Origin of the sequence: Mesorhizobium sp. M0410 (assembly GCF_040321435.1) — a bacterium.
Taxonomy (GTDB): Bacteria; Pseudomonadota; Alphaproteobacteria; order Rhizobiales; family Rhizobiaceae; genus Mesorhizobium.
The window spans coordinates 23968-41386 of sequence record NZ_JAMYRN010000008.1; the positions used below are offsets into that span (position 1 = coordinate 23968).

The 17419-nt window shown below is 63.0% G+C and carries 21 protein-coding genes and 1 pseudogene; 9 read left to right on the forward strand and 13 right to left on the reverse strand.

Going from position 1 to position 17419, the window contains the following annotated elements; genetic code table 11:
- Positions 1-361: 361 nt before the first annotated feature.
- From bluB to NKI63_RS13375, 4 genes are all read left to right on the forward strand, one after another.
- Positions 362-997 carry a 5,6-dimethylbenzimidazole synthase gene (gene bluB / locus NKI63_RS13360; protein ID WP_352507903.1) on the forward strand — a complete coding sequence of 212 codons (636 nt, stop codon included), beginning with the start codon at positions 362-364 and terminating at the stop codon, positions 995-997.
- Between the two features lie 263 nt (positions 998-1260).
- Positions 1261-1449, forward strand: a complete 189-nt coding sequence (locus NKI63_RS13365; protein WP_352507904.1) for a DUF1905 domain-containing protein — start codon at positions 1261-1263, stop codon at positions 1447-1449.
- Between the two features lie 242 nt (positions 1450-1691).
- A complete protein-coding gene (ndk, locus tag NKI63_RS13370; protein WP_023677669.1) occupies positions 1692-2114 on the forward strand; it encodes a nucleoside-diphosphate kinase in 423 nt (140 codons plus the stop codon).
- A 266-nt stretch (positions 2115-2380) separates the two neighbouring features.
- Positions 2381-2989, forward strand: a complete 609-nt coding sequence (locus NKI63_RS13375; RefSeq protein WP_352689598.1) for a class I SAM-dependent methyltransferase — start codon at positions 2381-2383, stop codon at positions 2987-2989.
- A gap of 74 nt (positions 2990-3063) precedes the next feature.
- On the opposite strand, the gene NKI63_RS13380 is transcribed toward NKI63_RS13375, so the two are convergent.
- Entirely contained in the window at positions 3064-3333 is a 270-nt protein-coding gene (locus tag NKI63_RS13380; protein ID WP_254820285.1) for a hypothetical protein, read from the reverse strand.
- Positions 3334-3526: 193 nt separating this feature from the next.
- The gene (locus NKI63_RS13385) at positions 3527-4294 is read right to left on the reverse strand and encodes a YbaY family lipoprotein (RefSeq protein WP_352821774.1); all 768 of its coding nucleotides are present in this window, start codon (positions 4292-4294) and stop codon (positions 3527-3529) included.
- Between the two features lie 195 nt (positions 4295-4489).
- Here NKI63_RS13385 and NKI63_RS13390 point away from each other — a divergent pair, with 195 nt between their 5' ends.
- Together NKI63_RS13390 and NKI63_RS13395 are read left to right on the forward strand one after the other, a co-directional pair.
- Entirely contained in the window at positions 4490-5290 is an 801-nt protein-coding gene (locus tag NKI63_RS13390) for an HvfC/BufC family peptide modification chaperone (RefSeq protein ID WP_352507907.1), read from the forward strand.
- A gap of 5 nt (positions 5291-5295) precedes the next feature.
- A pseudogene (locus tag NKI63_RS13395) lies at positions 5296-5788 on the forward strand (DoxX family protein).
- An 18-nt stretch (positions 5789-5806) separates the two neighbouring features.
- Here NKI63_RS13395 and NKI63_RS13400 read toward each other — a convergent pair.
- From NKI63_RS13400 to NKI63_RS13420, 5 genes are all read right to left on the reverse strand, one after another.
- Entirely contained in the window at positions 5807-6277 is a 471-nt protein-coding gene (locus tag NKI63_RS13400) for a molybdenum cofactor biosynthesis protein MoaE (RefSeq protein WP_352689597.1), read from the reverse strand.
- A gap of 3 nt (positions 6278-6280) precedes the next feature.
- Entirely contained in the window at positions 6281-6538 is a 258-nt protein-coding gene (moaD, locus tag NKI63_RS13405; protein ID WP_352507910.1) for a molybdopterin converting factor subunit 1, read from the reverse strand.
- 1 nt (position 6539) lies between these two features.
- On the reverse strand, positions 6540-7136 hold the full coding sequence (pgsA, locus tag NKI63_RS13410) for a CDP-diacylglycerol--glycerol-3-phosphate 3-phosphatidyltransferase (protein WP_254820290.1): 597 nt from the start codon (positions 7134-7136) through the stop codon (positions 6540-6542).
- A 100-nt stretch (positions 7137-7236) separates the two neighbouring features.
- Positions 7237-9315: an excinuclease ABC subunit UvrC gene (gene uvrC, locus NKI63_RS13415; RefSeq protein WP_352752888.1), complete on the reverse strand. Its 2079-nt coding sequence runs from the start codon at positions 9313-9315 to the stop codon at positions 7237-7239.
- Positions 9312-10088, reverse strand: a complete 777-nt coding sequence (locus tag NKI63_RS13420; RefSeq protein WP_352752890.1) for an SDR family oxidoreductase — start codon at positions 10086-10088, stop codon at positions 9312-9314. The genes uvrC and NKI63_RS13420 overlap by 4 nt, the downstream gene beginning before the upstream one ends.
- A 419-nt stretch (positions 10089-10507) precedes the next feature.
- On the opposite strand from NKI63_RS13420, the gene NKI63_RS13425 reads away from it, so the two are divergent.
- The gene (locus tag NKI63_RS13425) at positions 10508-11158 is read left to right on the forward strand and encodes an outer membrane protein (protein WP_254820293.1); all 651 of its coding nucleotides are present in this window, start codon (positions 10508-10510) and stop codon (positions 11156-11158) included.
- A 77-nt stretch (positions 11159-11235) separates the two neighbouring features.
- Here NKI63_RS13425 and NKI63_RS13430 read toward each other — a convergent pair whose 3' ends face one another.
- Complete coding sequence (locus NKI63_RS13430) at positions 11236-11832, reverse strand: glutathione S-transferase family protein (RefSeq protein ID WP_352479252.1); 597 nt, start codon at positions 11830-11832, stop codon at positions 11236-11238.
- 642 nt (positions 11833-12474) lie between these two features.
- Here NKI63_RS13430 and NKI63_RS13435 point away from each other — a divergent pair.
- A complete protein-coding gene (locus NKI63_RS13435; protein WP_352821780.1) occupies positions 12475-12780 on the forward strand; it encodes a hypothetical protein in 306 nt (101 codons plus the stop codon).
- A gap of 458 nt (positions 12781-13238) precedes the next feature.
- Here NKI63_RS13435 and NKI63_RS13440 read toward each other — a convergent pair whose 3' ends face one another.
- Entirely contained in the window at positions 13239-13652 is a 414-nt protein-coding gene (locus NKI63_RS13440) for a DinB family protein (protein WP_352821783.1), read from the reverse strand.
- Positions 13653-13829: 177 nt separating this feature from the next.
- Between NKI63_RS13440 and NKI63_RS13445 the strand changes: the two genes are divergently transcribed.
- Positions 13830-14465, forward strand: coding sequence for a TetR/AcrR family transcriptional regulator (locus NKI63_RS13445; protein ID WP_352507914.1), 636 nt, complete (start codon positions 13830-13832; stop codon positions 14463-14465).
- A 38-nt stretch (positions 14466-14503) separates the two neighbouring features.
- Here the strand turns inward: NKI63_RS13445 and NKI63_RS13450 are convergent, their stop codons facing one another.
- From NKI63_RS13450 to NKI63_RS13465, 4 genes are all read right to left on the reverse strand, one after another.
- Entirely contained in the window at positions 14504-15256 is a 753-nt protein-coding gene (locus tag NKI63_RS13450) for a sulfite exporter TauE/SafE family protein (protein ID WP_352507915.1), read from the reverse strand.
- 125 nt (positions 15257-15381) lie between these two features.
- Positions 15382-15834: a hypothetical protein gene (locus tag NKI63_RS13455; protein WP_352507916.1), complete on the reverse strand. Its 453-nt coding sequence runs from the start codon at positions 15832-15834 to the stop codon at positions 15382-15384.
- A 124-nt stretch (positions 15835-15958) separates the two neighbouring features.
- The gene (locus NKI63_RS13460) at positions 15959-16807 is read right to left on the reverse strand and encodes a 23S rRNA (adenine(2030)-N(6))-methyltransferase RlmJ (protein WP_352689593.1); all 849 of its coding nucleotides are present in this window, start codon (positions 16805-16807) and stop codon (positions 15959-15961) included.
- Entirely contained in the window at positions 16804-17415 is a 612-nt protein-coding gene (locus NKI63_RS13465) for a hypothetical protein (protein ID WP_352507919.1), read from the reverse strand. The genes NKI63_RS13460 and NKI63_RS13465 overlap by 4 nt, the downstream gene beginning before the upstream one ends.
- Positions 17416-17419: the final 4 nt, after the last annotated feature.

Here is a 17419-nt window from a genome sequence, read left to right on the forward strand (position 1 = left end):
GCTTGCCGAGGCGGGTTTTGTTTGCCGATCAAGGTTCAACGGCGTAGATGACGGCAACGTCGCCCGGCCTCGGCTAAAGCGCGTCGCGTTCGACCGGCCTCATGTGACGCGCTTTAGGTTCTTGTTTTGATGCATGTCGTTACCGCAAAACCGCTGCACACCTTTGCGCGGCATGCACTTGTTTGTCGTTGCCGCAAAACCGCTGCACACTTTTGCGCGACATGCATTAGAATTCCCGCCCGGCGAAATGCGACAACGCGGGTAGACGAAGTGTCGCTTGAGGCGCCGCATCACTGCCCGGATCGAAGCAAACAAGACGAAAAACCGGCGAACCGGGCAACCACAACAGAGGCAGCGCGCCATGACCGCAAACCCAGAGTTCCCGGCCGATTTTCGCGCCGGGCTTGCCAAGCTCTTCCTGTGGCGGCGCGACGTCAGGCGGTTCAAGCCGACGCCGCTCCCGGAAGGGGCGCTGGAGCGGCTGCTCGAGCTTGCCAGCGCCGCGCCGTCCGTCGGGCTGAGCCAACCTTGGCGCTTCGTCATCGTCGAGAGCGAAACATGCCGCGCCGCCGTCAGGGCATGCTTCGAGCGCTGCAACGCGGAGGCACTCGCAAATTTTTGCGGTGAACGCGCCGCGCTGTATGGGCGCCTGAAACTTGCCGGCCTGAACGAGGCGCCCTGCCAGCTTGCGGTTTTCGCCGACCGCGCAACCGAGCAAGGGCATGGGCTTGGCCGCCAGACCATGCCAGCCACCATAGACTATTCCGCTGTCATGGCGGTCCACACGATGTGGCTGGCGGCGCGCGCCGAGGGAATAGGCATGGGCTGGGTCTCGATCCTCGACCCGGCCGAGATGGCGACGATCCTGGACGTGCCGCCGGAGTGGACACTGATCGGTTACTTCTGCATCGGCTACCCCAGCGAGAACCACAGCGTGCCGGAACTGGAACGGGAAGGCTGGGAAACGCGGCGGCCGTCTATCGTGACAAGGCGGTAGTGGAATGGCAGCGCTGCCATCCTCCTTGCGGGGAAGAATGACTCCTCCCCAGCAGGGCTGTGGATATCATGGATGGTTCGCCGATCGTCAGCATGCCAGCAAGACACCATGGCAAAGCCGGTCGTGAAGGCCTTGACCTGAGGAAGTGCATAGAATGTTTCGCTACGACATGCAGGCCGAGATCTGGGTCTATCAGGGCAAGGGCGGCTGGCATTTCGTGACCCTGCCGCCGGAGCTTGGAGCCCGGATCAAGGCGGCGATGGTTGGGATGGCAAGGCCCCTGGGGCTCCCTTGGCGTGGAGGCCGTCATCGGCCAGACCAGATGGCGGACATCGCTGTTTCCCGACAAGAAATCCGGCAGCCTGCTCTTGCCGATCAAGACCGCGGTGCGGGTCCGCGAAGGCCTCGGGGCTGGCGACACGGCCAACTTGACGATCGAGATGCAGTTATGACGACGTCGGGTCAGGCTGACGACGACGCGCTATAGGGCGGCCAGTCGATCGGACCCAAGTGGGTACCGGTTGTCGGAAAATCCGATCTCAACAAAAAGATGAGCGGCGGCATGGTTCGACTTGAAAGTCCGCCGCCCCACCGCAGAAATGCGCGCTGCGCCGGCCTCCCCTTGGCAAGGCGGCGGGCGGCTTGTATAGAGCCCGCCACCCTCAATTCCACTCTCCATCACAAGGACGACCCCATGGCGCTCGAACGCACCTTTTCCATGATCAAGCCGGACGCGACCCGTCGCAATCTCACCGGCGCTATTACCAAGATACTGGAAGATGCCGGCCTGCGCGTCGTGGCTTCGCGCCGGGTGTGGATGAGCCGCCGCGAGGCGGAAGGTTTCTATGCCGTGCACAAGGAACGTCCGTTCTTCGGCGAGCTGGTCGAATCCATGTCGTCGGGCCCGACAGTCGTGCAGGTACTGGAAGGCGAGAACGCCATTGCCAAGAACCGCGAAGTGATGGGCGCCACCAATCCGGCAAGCGCCGCCGAAGGCACTATCCGCAAGCTGCACGCACTGTCGATCGGCGAGAACTCCGTGCACGGTTCCGATGCGCCGGAAACCGCCGCGCAAGAGATCAAATACTGGTTCTCGGATACCGAGATCGTCGGCTAAGCCGGCATTCCGAACCCCATCAAAAGGCCGGCGCAACGCCGGCCTTTTTCGCTAAAGCGCGTCGCGTTCGATCGGTCTCATGCGATGCACTTCAGGTTCTTGTTTTGATGCATGCCGGTATCGCAAAACCGCTGCACGCTGCTGCGCGATATGCAGTAGCGGACATTTTCAGCTTCAGGCTCCTCGACGGGTCACCGGTGCGTTAAGCTCGGAGGGCGGATCAAACGCCGTCCCGACAATGAGGATTTTGGGGAGCCGACAAGGCCATGACCAGCGCCATTCCCGGCTTCTTCCAGGGCACCGAAATGCCAACCAGCGGCTGGTGGGAAGCGCTGTGGCCCGAGCCCGCCAGCGTCCTGGCGGCAGTAGGCATGAAGCCCGGCACGGACGTGGTCGATCTCTGCTGCGGCGACGGCTGGTTCACGCTGCCAATCGCCAGGGTCGCCCGTCATGTAATCGCTATCGACATCGATGCCGATCTGCTCGAAGTCGCAAGGCGGCGGTTGGCCGAAGGCGGCGCGGGCAATTGCGAGTTTGTGGCGGGCGACGCCTATGAGCTTGCCGGGCTGGTGCCTCAGACCGTCGACTTCGTTTTCATGGCCAACGCTTTCCATGGCGTTCCGGACCGGCCGCGCCTTGCCCGCGCCGTGCGGACGACGCTTGACCCTGCCGGTCGTTTTGCCATCGTCAACTGGCACCAGTATCCGCGCGAGCAAACCACGCTCTTGGGCGAGCCGCGCGGGCCAAAGACCGAGCTGAGGCTGTCACCCAAACAGACCATCGCGGCGGTGGAAGCGAGCGGGTTCAAGCTTGCCGAATTGGTTGATGTGCCGCCCTATCACTATGGCGCGGTATTCAAACAAGCGACAAATTGAGAATGCCGGGCGTATGCGACTTTGTCGCTAGGATGTGTGTCGCCCGCCGCCCCCTAGCGGCGGGTTCTGTCAGTCTATTTCGCCTGGCGTTCCTTCACGTTCGCATGTTCATTCGCCGCCTCCGTGTCGGTGGACGGGGTCTTGGTCTCTTCACCTGAAAACGGGCTGCCCTGCCCCGGTGCGAGATCGCCGCTATGGCCGGCCTTGTTGGTCTGGAACGGTTGGCTGTCCGCTTTGAGACCGTGGTCAAGAGCATTGACAAGATGGTCGTCCGCCTTGGCAAGGCCGGTAAAGGCAAGGAGCGATGCACCGGTGGCGGCAAGGATAAGCGTGTGCGTTTTCATGTCTGGACTCCTTTGAGTTAAGGCCAGAACGAGCCGCAGCCATTCTGGCGGCTTCAACGAAGGGACAAATGTCCCTTTTGCCTTACCCGCCATTTATGTGGAACTAACGCGCCCTCTGCCCGGCCTCTTCCCGCTGAAACACATCGTGATCGACATGCGGCTGCCGCGCGGGCCAATCGGCGCGGACTAAGCGCTAGCTCGCGGCATTGAAGCGCAGGATGTCGCGGCCATCTCTGTCGGCGATGACAAGCTTGCCGGCGTCGACGTGGTAGGATGCTGCTTTGGCCAGCGCCTCGAACAGCGCCTTTTCCTCGGCCATGACCTGAGGCGCGCAGGCCTTAAAGGTCGAGCCGATGTCGCTGATAGCGATCGTCGAGCCGTTTATCCTGGCGGTGGCGAAATAGACGTTGCAAGGGCCGCTGCCGCCGGCCTTGCCGGCTTCGCTGATGCGGAATGTCGCCCGCGGCTCGGCAATCACGCCGACGCCGTCGATATATTCGACCAGCCAGCTTTGGCCGAACACGGAAGGTGCCGCCGGCTCGTCGCCCGGCGCCGCCATTTTCAGCATGATGGTCTGTGGCGCGTCGCTGAGCGGGTCGACCTGATGGCGCGTATCGGTGACGAATAGCAGCCGGTCATCGACGGTGATGCGCGCCTGCAGCGCGTAGGTCATATCAGGCCGGATCACCCGCGGGTCGAAGCTGATCTCGAACTTGATCGGCACCTGGCCGGCCGGCACCACCTTGCGCTCGCCGATGATTGCTGCCGGCGCGTCGGCCAGCGACACGTCGGCAAGCTGCACGGAAAGCACGGCATTGGGCGACAGCGCGATGCGCTCGCGATACATCACCTCGCCCTTGAGGGTCTTTTCGGCAGCCACGGAACGATCCGGAACGGCAAGTATGCCAACGGCCAGCGGCACCAGTCCGAAGATGAAGAACTCGGCGATCCTGTCCAGCATGATCCTGCTCCCCTTCGGCAAAGGGTTTCGCAGGATTGCGGTCAATGAATGGCCGGCGGCGTATGGGCATGGCTGTCCCAGGAATTTGTTTGGACGGCGGGGCGCTTCCAGCGGCCCGCCGCCTTGTCGTCGGCCTTCTTGGCCGCTCCGCAAACTCTGTTCAGTCCACGCTCGGCGACTGTCTCGGAAAAGCCCATGCCGCAGGATGAGCTCCAGTCGGGCGATCTCGGCCGCCGGTTTGACTATGCGGCGGCATTCACCGCCGGTTTGCTCGATCCTGACCGTGCCCCGCCTGACTCTGTCTCGGGGCCGAACGGGAAGGCTGCGATCAAGCGATATGCCGTCTACCGCAACAACGTCACGGTCAGCCTGATCGATGCGCTGGCCGCCAGCTTTCCAGCGACGCTGCGCATCACCGGCCCGGATTTCTTTCGCGCGATGGCGCGCTTTCACATCCGCGAAACGCCACCCACCTCGCCGCTTCTATTCGAATATGGCCGCGACTTTCCCGATTTCATCGAGCGCTACGAACACGCGCAGTCGATGCCGTGGCTGGCCGACGTGGCGCGCATCGAGCGGGCCTGGCTCGATGCCTATCATGCCGCCGACGCGGAGGCGCTGTCGGCTGAGGCACTGGCGTCGATCCCTCGCGAGAGGCTTGCCGACACCGTGCTGCGGCCGCATCCGGCGACGCGGATCGCGCGCTCCCGGTTCCCGGCAGTCACAGTCTTCGCGGCAAACCGGAACGACGCTCCTGTTGGGCCGATCCGGGCAACGGGCGCTGAAGATGCGCTGGTCACGCGGCCCGGCCTCGAGGTCTTCGTCCGCCACCTACCGCCCGGCGGCGCAGTATTTATCTCGCATCTGGTCGCGGGCGAGTCGCTCGGTGCAGCGGCCGCGGCAGCGTTTGCGGAGAGTGCCGAATTCGAGCTTTCCGCCAACATTGCCGGTGTGCTGGAAGCGGGAGCCTTCACGACGGCACATCAGGAAAGGTGAGCACGATGAGCCATAGGCAGAACGCGAGCACCGAACCGCGAGGGTTCGCCGCTCTCGTCGAAAGGCTGAATGCCGCCCTGCGCACGATCGCGACGCCATCGCTGACGCAGCTTGTCCTGCGCTGCGCGCTCGCTGTCCCGTTCTGGCGGTCCGGCGTCAACATGGGACGGTTTTCTACAGTTGAACGATGTCGCAGTGCTGCTTTTCAGCTCGGAACTCAAATTGCATCTGCCGGGCGGTCCTTATGATTTTCCGGCACCCGCGCTGGTGGCGTTCGCTTCAGGGTCAGCGGAGATCGTGTTGCCAGTTCTCCTTGTTTTCGGCCTGGCGACGCGACTGGCGGCGTTCGGGTTGCTGCTGATGACGCTGGTCATCGAGCTCACCGTGCCGGACGGCTCGCCGCTGCACATTACCTGGGCGGCGATGGCGCTTGGCATCATGGCCTGGGGACCCGGCCGGATTTCGCTCGATCATCTGATCGGCACTGACAAAGGTTGAGGGCTCGCGGAAGCCTGGTCAGTCTCGCTTCCAGCGGCTCGCCGCCTTGTCGTCGGCCTCCTTGGCGTCGACCCAGCCGCCTTCGGAACCGTCGCTATGGTGTTCCTTTTTCCAGAACGGCGCCCGTGATTTCAAATAATCCATCAGGAAATTCGCGGCCTCGAACGCCGCCTGCCGGTGGGCGGAAGCGGACACCACCAGCACGATGTTTTCGCCCGGCGCGATCTTGCCGTGGCGATGGATGACGGTGAGCCCCTGCAGCGGCCAGCGCTCGATTGCCTCGCCGGCGATGCGGGATATCTCGGCTTCAGCCATTCCGGGATAATGTTCGAGCTCGAGCGCGGAGAGCCTGCCTTGCTCGTCGCGGCAAAGGCCGGAGAAGGTCACCACAGCGCCGATGTCGTTGCGACCCCTGGTCAGCCTGGCGATCTCGGCGGCGACGTCGAAATCCTCCGCCTGGATGCGCACGACAGGCACCACCGCGGACATGGTTCAGCCACCGGTCATCGGCGGGAACAGCGCGATCTCGCGCGCGCCGGCGATCTTTTCGCGGTGCTCGACATGTTCCTGGTTGATGGCGACGCGGATCACGTCAGGATATTGCAGCGCGTGCTCGTATTCCTCGCCGCGCGATTTCAGCCAGCGCAACAGGTCGGCGACCGTTTCGATGCCGGCCGGCAACTCGACGTCTTCTTCCGGTCTGCCGATCCGCTCGCGCACCCAGGCGAAATAAATGAGCTTCGTCGACATGCTACTCGTCCATGATGTGCTTGAGGCCGGCGCGGAAATAGTCGTAGCCAGTGTAAAGCGTCACCAGGGCGGCGATCCACAGCAGCACCAGCCCGGTCTGGGTGGTCAGCGGAAAGAGCTTGTCGCCGGCCGGGCCCGCAAGCAGGAAGGCGATGGCGATCATCTGGATGGTGGTCTTCCATTTGGCGAGCTGCGTCACCGGCACCGAGACCTTCAAAGCCGCCAGATATTCGCGCAGGCCCGAGACCAGGATCTCGCGGCACAGGATGATGATCGCCGCCCACAGCGACCAGCCGGCGATGCCGGCATGGCGGTCGGTGTCGGCGGCAAGCAGCAGCAGGCAAGTGGCGACCAGCAGCTTGTCGGCGATCGGGTCCAGCATCTTGCCGATGTTGGAGGTCTGCTGCCAGGCGCGCGCCAGATAGCCGTCGAAGTAATCGGTGATCGAGGCGAGCAGGAAAATGATGAGCGCCGACCAGCGCGCGAAGTCGCTCGATTTCAGATGCCCCTCTAGGAAGAAGCATAGCACCACCAGCGGCACCGCCAGGATGCGGGCGTAAGTGAGCATGTTGGGCAGGTTGAACGCGCGCTGGGACATGTTTTGGGAACTCTTTCTGCCTGCTTAGTCAAATCAGAAGCGAATGTGGGGGGTCAACAGGCCAGAATCGATTAGCCAGCCGAAATATCGGCAATAAGTCTTAGCTCTCGTGAAAATGATTGTAGACCAATTTCGCCACCTGTTCGGAAATGCCGTCGACCTTGACCAAGTCTTCGACGGCGGCACGGCTGACCGCCTTGGCCGTACCGAAATGCATCAGCAGCGCGCGCTTGCGGCCCGGGCCGATGCCGCTGATCTCGTCGAGCGGGCTCTTGACCATCTCCTTCTTGCGGCGGGCGCGGTGCGAACCGATGGCGAAGCGATGGACCTCGTCGCGCAGCCGCTGGACGAAATAGAGCACCGGATCGCGAACGGGCAGCGAGAATGGGGCCCTGCCCTTGACGAAGAAGCGTTCGCGGCCGGCATCGCGGTCCTGACCCTTGGCGATGCCGATGGCGACAACGCGATCCTCGATGCCGAGATCGGCGAGGATCTTGCGCACCGCCGTCATCTGGCCCTGGCCGCCGTCGATGAGGATGACGTCGGGCCAGGCGGGGAAGCCGCCCGCGTCCTCGATATCGTCGCCCGGTTCGGTAGGGCTCGCCTCGCCCGTGCCCTCGGTTTGCGGGGCATCGCCATGTTCCTTCAACAGCCGCGAGAAGCGCCGCTGCATCACCTCGCGCATCATGCCGAAATCGTCGCCCGGCGTGATCTCGGTCGAGCGGATGTTGAACTTTCGATACTGGTTCTTCACAAACCCTTCCGGCCCGGCGACGACCATGGCGCCGACGGCGTTGGTTCCCATGATGTGCGAGTTGTCATAGACCTCGATGCGCACCGGCGGCTTTTCCAGGCCGAAGGTCTCGGCAAAGCCAGTGAGCAGCCGCGCCTGAGTTGAGGTTTCGGCCAGCCGCCGGCCGAGCGCTTCGCGCGAATTCTGCAGCGCATTGTCGGTCAGGTCCTTTTTCTCGCCGCGCTGCGGCACCGAGATCGACACCTTGCGGCCGGCCCGGGTGGAGAGCGCCTCCGCCAGCAATTCCTGGTCCTCGACGCCATGCGACAACAGGATGGTGCGCGGCGTCGGCTTGTCGTCGTAGAACTGCGCCAGGAACGATCCCAGCACCTCGCCGGCTTCGAGCGCCGGATCGGCCTTGGGAAAATAGGCGCGGTTGCCCCAGTTCTGGCCGGTGCGGAAGAAGAACACCTGGATGCAGACCTGGCCGCCCTCCTGATGGATGGCGAAGACATCGGCCTCGTCGACGGTCTGCGGATTGATGCCTTGATGGCTCTGCACATGCGACAGCGCCGCCAGCCGGTCGCGATAGATGGCGGCGCGTTCGAAATCGAGGTTCTCCGAAGCCTGCTGCATGGCGGCGGAGATCTCCGTCTTCACCTTCTGGCTGCGGCCGGAAAGGAAATCCTTCGCCTCGGCGACAAGCCTTGCATAATCGCCATGCGAGATTTCGCCGGTGCATGGGCCGGCGCAGCGCTTGATCTGGAACAAAAGGCAAGGCCGGGTGCGGTTCTCATAGAAGGAGTCGGTGCAGCTCCTGAGCAGGAAGGCGCGCTGCAGCGAGTTGATGGTACGGCCGACGGCGCCGGCCGAGGCGAAGGGGCCGAAATAGTCTCCCTTGCGTGAGCGCGCGCCACGATGCTTGTAGATACCGGGCGAGACATGATCGCCGGTCAACAGGATATAGGGGAACGACTTGTCGTCGCGCATCAGCACGTTGAAGCGTGGCCGCAAGCGCTTGATGAGGTTGGCTTCAAGCAGCAGCGCTTCGATCTCGGTGCGGGTGACGACGAACTCCATCGTCGACGTCTCGCGCACCATGCGGCCGATGCGGCTGGTGTGGAACCGGCCTTGCGCGTAGCTGGTGACCCGCTTCTTGAGGCTGCGTGCCTTGCCGACATAGAGCACGTCGCCGGCGGCATTCATCATCCGGTAGACGCCGGGCGCATTGGGCAGCCGCTTGACCAGCGTCTGGATCACCTCGGCGCCGACCATGCCGTCGGCGTCGCCGGCATGCGGGGTCCAGTCGATGGCGGTGAAGGTGACGTCCGGACCGCCGGCCGCAGGCTCGACGACCTCTTCGGCCGCCTCGTCCTCGAGGTCGATTTCGGGCGGCAGGTCGTCGGCGCCACCGCGCGTTTTTTGTTTCTGGTCCATGGGGCTCATTCCGCCATGCCTGTCACATCGGGCGTCTGCCATGCAAGGTGCTGGCCGCCGTCGAGCGCAATCATCTGGCCGGTGACCGAGCGTGCCGCCCAGAGATAACGGATGGTGGCACCGAATTCCGGCAATTCCGGGCCGCGTTTCAGGATCAGCCCGGCAATCTGGGCATCGAAATCGCTGTCGTGCTGGCGCGTGTTCTTCAAGGTCGGGCCAGGACCAATAGCGTTGACGCGGATGCGGGGACCCAGCGCCTGCGCCATCATCTCGGTCGACGCCCACAATGTCGACTTCGACAGCGCATAGGAAAAATAACGCGGCGTCGGGCGCCAGACGCGCTGGTCGATCATGTTGACGATCAGCCCCTCACTGTTCTGCGGCAAGGCCCGGGCGAAAGTCTGCGCCAACAGCGCCGGCGCCTTGACATGCACGGCGAAATGGCGATCCCAGGCCGGCCAGTCGAAATCCTCAACACTGTCGTGCTCGAACAGCGAGGCGTTGTTGACCAGCAGCGACACCGGCCCGAGCGCCGCCGCCGCGCGGCCGACAAGGTTGCCGACGGCATCCATGTCGGTCAGGTCGGCAGCAACCACGGCGGCCTGGCCATGTCGACCAAAATGACCACCGTTGATTTCGGCCGCGAGCGCCTCCGCCTCGGCCAGCGAGCGATTGCAGTGAATGGCGACGGCAAAACCATGCCCGGCAAGATCTTCGACGATCGCCCTGCCGATCCGCCTCGCCCCGCCCGTCACCAGTGCCGTCGCGGCGACCTTGCTCATCTGTCAATCCTTAATCCGATGCCGATTCCGACCTGCCGGGATAGCGCCGGCAAATTATGGCCCGCCAAGCGTTAAATCCCATTTCCACCTGGGGCAAGATTGTGGCAAAGTGGCCGGTGGGCGTTCTGGTTCGACCGGAATTCGGGCCAGCCCGTCCGCAATATAGGGCGCTGGAGCCCTTATACCAAGCCGTGTGCAGTGCAGCACGGCGAACCTGCTGACATTCGCTGTTGCGAAGATGCAACGTCAAGGTTCTGCCTCATTCGTGCCAGGGAATGACCCAAGTTCAGGTTCGCTTCAGCCGCATTTCGACACGACATTTGCAACCGTTGAACGCCGGATCCGTTTCATCCCCCGGACGGGTTGAGGGCGCTCATGAAAAACAAGCCTGTGTCCTGTGGCTTAAGGAGTAAAGAACAATGCAAGCCAATCTTAAATTTGCGCGACCGCTGGCGGTGGCGTTTGGGCTGTTCGCCCTCGGCGGAACTGCCTATGCCGCGGACGTGGTTCAGGAAGAGCCGCCGGCACCTGCCCCGATTGCAGAACTTCCGGTCGCATCCTGGGCCGGTCCCTATGCCGGTGTGAGCGTCGGCTACGGCTTCGCCGGCCATGCCAAAGCCAAAGACATTGGCGTCGACGTCGACACCAAGGGTTTTGTCGGCGGCGTCTTCGGCGGCTATAATTGGCAGCAGGAGAACTTCGTCTACGGTGCCGAAGCCGATATCGGCTACAACGGCGTCAAGGGCGACGATGCCGGCATCGAGGCCAAGGGTGGCTTCGAGGGCTCGCTGCGTGCCCGCCTCGGCTATGCCGTCAGCCCGGACATCCTGCTCTACGGCACCGCCGGTGGCGCGCTGAAGAACCAGAAGATTGAAGCTGCCGGCGTAAGCGACACCAACACGCAGTTCGGCTGGACAGCCGGCGTCGGTACCGACATCAAGATCACCGACAATGTGTTCGGCCGTGTCGAGTATCGTTACACGGACTTCGGCAGGAAGGACTTCGACGGTATCGGCAAAGTTAAGTCGACCGACAATCGCGTCACTTTCGGCGTCGGTATGAAGTTCTGAGTCGTCCAAGCCACGACACGAAAAAGCCGGGCCTCGCGCCCGGCTTTTTTTGTGGCACCGGTTGAGGCCGCCCGCCCTCAAGCCGGGATGGCGGGCTTCAGTTCCGGGAACTTCTCGTCGAAGCGTGCCGCCCAGCGCGTCAGCCGGCCGCGGCCCTTTTCCCATTTTCCGGCGAAGCGCAGCGAGAGATAGCCAAGGCAGGCGCGCAATGCGATTTGGCCTAAGGTGATTTTCTTCGGCAGCTTCGGCGGATTGGCGTTGAGCAGATCGAGCGCGGCCGAAATCTTCGTCCACTGGCGCTCGAGCCAAGGCTGGTAGACCATCTCTTCCGGCCGCGTGCGCCGCTCATAGACCATCGACAGCGCGCAGTCGCAGATACCGTCGGCCAATGCCTCCAGCACCTCCGCCTCAAGGCGCCTGTCGGGATTGCGCGGAAACAATGCGTTCTTCGACATCCGATTGAGATGCTGGGTGATGGCGCGGCTGTCGTGGACCGAGCGGCCGTCATCGAGCACCAGCACCGGGATCTTGCCGAGCGGATTGGCGCCGATCAGTTCGGCCGGCCTTTCCTCCGTCTTTATCGGCACGAGATCGACCGCGATGCCAGCATAAAGTGCTGCCATGCGCACCTTGGAGCTGTAGGGGGAAGTAGACGCGTAGAGCAGTCTGGGCATTGTCGATTCCTGTTTGGCGGCTACAGCTCCATATGCCCCGTTGGACGCGCAAAAGGACGCGGTAGCATTGTGACTTCGCACATGACCCTCACCGAAAATCGATTCCGACAGGGGCTCGTGCGTGGGCACTGTTGACCGATCATGCAGGGTTCATCAACGGCCAGAGGCGGAAAACCGCGCCGCCAGCGTACAACCATTGTCTCGACGTCAATCGCGATGCGATAAGCCGCAGTGCGGCGGCAGACGCGAGCGGGTCGGACAATCCAAATCCGATTGGCTACCAACTCGGCCTTGCACCGAAGGTTAGCCTTTGGCAGCCACGAAAATCCCACCGGACTTCGCCGCATGGCGAAGCCCTGGGAGCTGCGAAAAGACGTCTTCCTCCCGCCTCTTTCTCGTTCTGCCCGACCGTCAACCAAGAAGCGAGGCGCCTGTCCGGCATCCCGCCCTGACTGTCTTGAGTATTGTCCCCGACGGTAGCAGGGCGGCGACTACTTCTTGGCCTTCGCCTTTGCGGGCGCTGCTTTCGGCTTGGCCGCGGGCGCTGCTTTCTTCACTGCCGCAGAAGATTTCGCAGCGGCGGCCTTTGCCGGTGCTGCCTTCTTCGCAGCTGGCTTCGCGGCCGCCTTTGCAGCCGGCTTCTTGGCCGGTGCCGCCTTCTTTGCGGGTGCAGCCTTGGCCGGTGCTGCCTTTGCCTTAGCAGGTGCTGCTTTCTTCACGGCCGGTTTTGCCGCGGCCTTGGCGGCCGGCTTTTTGGCCGGCGCTGCTTTTGCTTTAGGCGCGGCGGCCTTCGCTTTGGCAGCGGGTGCCGCTTTCTTCACAGCAGTTGCGGCCTTTGCCGCGGCTGCTTTTGCTGGTGCTTTCTTTGCCGGTGCCTTGGATGCCGGCGCCTTGGATGACTGCTTAGCCATATCATGCCCCTTCCGTTGTGCCGACGGCCGTTATTGACCCGGCGCGCATTGCATATCTGACTCGCGGCTTGCTAGCCAGCGAAGCATTAGAATGATTTTTGCAGCTTAAGTTTCGGTTACGGCGAGCGCACGACCATTTTACCCTCGCAAAAACCGGCTGCGAATCTTTGTCTCCCGCAGTGAAGTTCTGCGACAGAAATTCTGGCCGCTCTATCTCGACCGGTCTTCTCGTCAAGCTCAGGACCTTTTCGACCAGCTTTGCGCTTCAACGTCCGGCGCTCAGCGCGAACATTGTCCAGAACGAAGGCGGTCGCCCGCCTCGTCTTGTTTGAAAAGATAAACTACAGGTAAGAAGGAAGCAACGCGACGAGCACGCCGCTGCACTATCTTGCACGGCGCGATGAAAGTAAGCAGACAGCTCACATTTCTGAAGGACAGGATATCGTTCGATAGATCCGGTCGAGCCGACCGGCGTGATCGAAAGCGCTTGGCCGTTCAGGCGCCGGGCGGCTCACGGCTCATCTGCAGCCGGCGCGAAGGCTCGGCCCTGTGGAGATGGACGGCGAAGGTATCCCATGGCGGCATGACGGAAATCTGTGCCAGGATGCGCCCCGCTTCACCGCGATGATAGCCGCCGTGCAGTACGACGTGGGTCAGCATTTCCTGTCGCGACATCAATACCTTATCCCCGTCGGTGAACACGAAGGCGAGGGGCTCGGACAGCTGCCGCGACGAAACGGTTTCGAGATAATCGGGATACCAGCGATCGGTCGCTGCGACCGCGGCGCGAAGTTCGTCGAACGCCGGCGTGTCCTCAGTGGTGGCGGCGGAGTAGCCATGGCTTGCGTCAACCAGGTGCGCCGAGAATATCCGCGACACCACATCGCTGTGATCGACGAGCCGTATCACGGCCTGCCGTTCCTTGCCGTGAACATGCGGGTCGAGACTCGCGAGCTTTCCAGCAGTTCGTCATGGCCCAGGCCTGATAGGCAAACAGGCTGCGAACCAGAGCGAGCGCACTCATGGTCGGTGTCCTTTTCCGGAAATGCGAGTATGTTGTTTATATTTTCAGGAGAATGAGAGGGCGTGTCTACTCGCATTGCAAGACCGCATCCGCGCATGCGCAAGCAGCCGCGCCAGGCGCGTTCCAGGGCAACCGTCGAGGCGATCATCGAGGCAGCGGCTCATGTTCTGAGCGGGCTGGGCTGGGCCGGCTTCACCACCAACAAAGTGGCCGAGACAGCAGGTGTGAGCATCGGCACGCTCTACCAGTATTTTCCCGACAAGCTCTCCCTGCTCGCAGCCGTCCGGCGCCGTCACTTCGATCATGTGCTGTCGGTCATTCGCGATTCGGCGGAAGACCAAAAGCCGCTCAGGACATTCGCGCAGGAGCTGGTGCGCGGCATGATCGCGGCACACAGCATTCACCCGACACTACACCAGGTGCTGCTCGACGAGGCGCCTGGCGATCGTGGCTCCAGGGCCGCCCATGCTTCGTTCCAGGCACAATACCTCAATCACTATGCGGCTGCTGTCGCCAGTTATCGCAAGCCAAGGAAAGGCGCCGACACGGAGGCCGTGGCGCGGGTGCTGTCGTCAGCGATCGAAGGTGTGATCCACAACGCGGCACGCCGGAACATGCTCGCCGCGCCGGAGCTGCAAAAGCAACTCGTCGAACTGATCTGCGCCTACCTATCGGGAGCGGGCCGTACCGGTCGATAGCGCATGGCACGGCGGAAGTCGGGATTTCTGTGTGTCGTTCAAAGCCGGCTTATGAGGTGCGGCAGGGACGATGCCAACAATGCCGCACCTGATGCGGCCAAGAGTGTGAGGACGATCTTTCGAAAAGTCGCCTCGCTAACGCCGATGTAGAGTCTCGCGCCAAGGAGTGTCGGTATCAACATCGCCGGCGCGACGACGGCAAACATCGGCAGCATTTCGAGCTTGATCTTTCCGGCCGCAAGATAGGCGGCCATCGTCATGGAGAGGGTCACAAGGTTGAAATTCTGGATGACAATACGCTGCCTGTCCTTTTCCCATTGGCGCAGCACGCACCACAGCGTTGGAACCGGGCCGGTGAAGCCGCCAAGTCCACCCATGATGCCACCGACCAGACCTATTGCACCGTCTGCAACAGGACCCCCGACCTTGATGGGAGGGAGGCGACGCGCAAAGAGCATCAAGGGACACCAAACGACCAGCAGCGCGCCGAAGACCAGCTTGAACAACTGCACATCCAGCAAGGGCAGGATGGCGACACCGACCGGAATCCCTATGGTCCCGCCAATCAGGAAGGGCAGCAGAAGCCTGAGGTCGAAACCCCGGCGGACGGTGACGGCAGCGATGATCTGACCGGTGAGCGCCCCAAAGACCGCCATGGCAGCAGCCAGTTGGGGTTCCACGGTCCAAACCCAAATCGACATGGCAACCAGGCTGAAAGCGAACCCGGAAAGCCCCTGGACGAAGCCAGCAACGACCGCGCCGAGAGCAACAGTATAAACAAGCAAATCCATGTGGTGCTGTTTCCCCGCAAACTCGTGACAGCAGATCGCGCTTCCCGCGAATGCTGCGCCGCATGGAAACGGTGACGGTCGATCAGGTGGCCGGTGCTAAAAAGTCGGAATCAGCGAGTGCGCGATCAGCGCAGGACGCGGCAGCGGCCGTTGTAGACCATCCAGCGGTCGAAGCCCGACACGCAGAATTCGACATTGTCGCCGATCGAGGCAAAGCCCTGGCCTTCCTCGATCAGGTACCAGATGGTGCGGGCGCGGCCGTCGGAGAGGCTGACGGTGGCGCCGCAATAACGGCGGCCGATCGGCCAGGTGTCGTCGGCCGGCAGATAGCGATGCTGGTGGATGCGCTGGAAGTCGACGATCTGCACATCCGGCAGATGCGGCACGTGATGCACCTGATAGGAGAAGCGGTCGGTGATTTTGTTCAGCACCCAGGCCTCGCCGCACACGCCGCTGTCCTCATCAGTATAGATTGCAAGGTCGGCGGCCTGCACCGCCTGAGTAACGCCAAGAGGCGCAGCCAGCGGCGTGCAAACGGCGAGCAGTGCGGCAAGGGCGGATTGGGCGAAGCGAGTCATGGCAGCCTCTCAAGGTCGACTGCGCGCACTGTGCGGATTCGCTGACGCGCGGTCAAGCGGTTGTAGCGACTATGGTTGTGGTGACGCGGTTGCGCTGAGGGAACGACAACGACCGCATCTCAAACTACTCTCCCGCCAGCCAGTCCAGCGTCCAATGCGATGGCTGCTCGACAGCAAGCAGCCGGTGCAGCGCCGGCAGCAGCGTCCGCAACTCGCCCTCCAGGGTGAAGGGCGGATTGACCACCACCATGCCGCAGCCATCGAGGCTCGGCTCGACAGAGGCCGGCCTGATCTCAAAACCGATGTCGAGCAGCCTGGGAACGCCCGTCTGCTTCAGCGCCTTGCGGAAGGCGGCGACCGCCTTGCGGTCCTTGAACGGATACCAGAGCGCGTAAATCCCTCCTGGCCAGCGCCGATGGGCTCTTTGCAGCCCGTCGACCAAGCGACCGAACTCGCCCTCTTCCTCGAAAGGCGGATCGATGAGGACGAGGCCGCGCTTCTCCTTTGGCGGCAGATGCGCGCCGAGCGCCAGCCAGCCGTCGAGCTCGATCACCCGGGTCTGGAAGTCGCCGTCGAACAGCGACTTCAGCCTGGCGGCATCCTTGGGATGCAGCTCGACCGCCGACAGCCGGTCCTGCTTGCGCATCAGGTGCCGAGCGATCAGCGGCGAACCCGGGTATTTTTTCACGCCGCCGTCCGGATTAAGCGAGCGGACGGCTTCAAGATACGGCGCCAGCAGTGCTGCCACCGGCGCATCGAGGGCCGCATCGACCAGCCGGCCGATGCCGCCTTGCCATTCGCCGGTCTTTTGCGCTTCGGTCGAGGACAGATCGTAACGGCCGATCCCGGCATGGGTGTCGATGACCCGAAACGCCTTGTCCTTCTGCTTCAGATATTCGATCAGCCGGCTGAGCACGACATGCTTGACGACGTCGGCGAAGTTTCCGGCATGGTAGGCGTGGCGATAGTTCAATTGGAGCCCCTGCCCCAGCGAGGCGCTGGCGGCTGCGAATTCGGATTTTCCGGCCGACGGCCGCCGAAACGGAATGCCAGCACCAGCCCGGCCAAGCCGGCCGCCATCAGGGAAAAACCGACCGGTCGCGCCCGGCGGTCGACCTCGCCGGCAGCCGAGCGCAGGACGAGGTCGACGGCCCGCATCGGAATGCCCTCGGCGTCGCCCGGACCAACGGTAAAAATATAGGGGCCGGCGGTAACGGTCGGGATCAGGCCGGCCTCGTCGCGAAAGATCCTGTCCGGCAGTTGCGGACTGACCTGCCGAGGATTGTCGGAATGGTTGAACTGCAGCGTCGAGGCGAGCACCGTCCTGCCGGCGGTGGCGGCAGTGAGGGTCAACACGGTGCGCTGCTGCGAGACGATACGCTCGGCTCTTGCCGTAAGGTCGACCAGCACGCGTAGCGGCCCGTCGCGTGCGCTAAGGGCCACCGTCACTGGCTTGAACCGGCCCTGGTCGTAAACCCTCCAGGTGCCGATCTCACGGCCGGAGAAATTGGTCATCGCCCAGGGATAGACGACGCCGATGCCGGTACCGATGAGCAGTATCAGGGCGAACAGAGAGCGCATGAGG

What these genes read in the sequence shown, in the direction of transcription:
- NKI63_RS13430 (WP_352479252.1), bottom strand. Translation starts at nt 11,832, where the DNA reads ATGCCCAGACTGCTCTACGCGTCTACTTCCCCCTACAGCTCCAAGGTG.
- NKI63_RS13420 (WP_352752890.1), bottom strand. Translation starts at nt 10,088, where the DNA reads ATGAGCAAGGTCGCCGCGACGGCACTGGTGACGGGCGGGGCGAGGCGG.
- NKI63_RS13375 (WP_352689598.1), top strand. Translation starts at nt 2,381, where the DNA reads ATGACCAGCGCCATTCCCGGCTTCTTCCAGGGCACCGAAATGCCAACC.
- NKI63_RS13380 (WP_254820285.1), bottom strand. Translation starts at nt 3,333, where the DNA reads ATGAAAACGCACACGCTTATCCTTGCCGCCACCGGTGCATCGCTCCTT.
- NKI63_RS13455 (WP_352507916.1), bottom strand. Translation starts at nt 15,834, where the DNA reads ATGACTCGCTTCGCCCAATCCGCCCTTGCCGCACTGCTCGCCGTTTGC.
- NKI63_RS13400 (WP_352689597.1), bottom strand. Translation starts at nt 6,277, where the DNA reads ATGTCCGCGGTGGTGCCTGTCGTGCGCATCCAGGCGGAGGATTTCGAC.
- NKI63_RS13465 (WP_352507919.1), bottom strand. Translation starts at nt 17,415, where the DNA reads ATGCGCTCTCTGTTCGCCCTGATACTGCTCATCGGTACCGGCATCGGC.
- pgsA (WP_254820290.1), bottom strand. Translation starts at nt 7,136, where the DNA reads ATGTCCCAGCGCGCGTTCAACCTGCCCAACATGCTCACTTACGCCCGC.
- NKI63_RS13385 (WP_352821774.1), bottom strand. Translation starts at nt 4,294, where the DNA reads ATGCTGGACAGGATCGCCGAGTTCTTCATCTTCGGACTGGTGCCGCTG.
- NKI63_RS13390 (WP_352507907.1), top strand. Translation starts at nt 4,490, where the DNA reads ATGCCGCAGGATGAGCTCCAGTCGGGCGATCTCGGCCGCCGGTTTGAC.
- bluB (WP_352507903.1), top strand. Translation starts at nt 362, where the DNA reads ATGACCGCAAACCCAGAGTTCCCGGCCGATTTTCGCGCCGGGCTTGCC.
- uvrC (WP_352752888.1), bottom strand. Translation starts at nt 9,315, where the DNA reads ATGAGCCCCATGGACCAGAAACAAAAAACGCGCGGTGGCGCCGACGAC.
- moaD (WP_352507910.1), bottom strand. Translation starts at nt 6,538, where the DNA reads ATGTCGACGAAGCTCATTTATTTCGCCTGGGTGCGCGAGCGGATCGGC.
- ndk (WP_023677669.1), top strand. Translation starts at nt 1,692, where the DNA reads ATGGCGCTCGAACGCACCTTTTCCATGATCAAGCCGGACGCGACCCGT.
- NKI63_RS13450 (WP_352507915.1), bottom strand. Translation starts at nt 15,256, where the DNA reads ATGGATTTGCTTGTTTATACTGTTGCTCTCGGCGCGGTCGTTGCTGGC.
- NKI63_RS13425 (WP_254820293.1), top strand. Translation starts at nt 10,508, where the DNA reads ATGCAAGCCAATCTTAAATTTGCGCGACCGCTGGCGGTGGCGTTTGGG.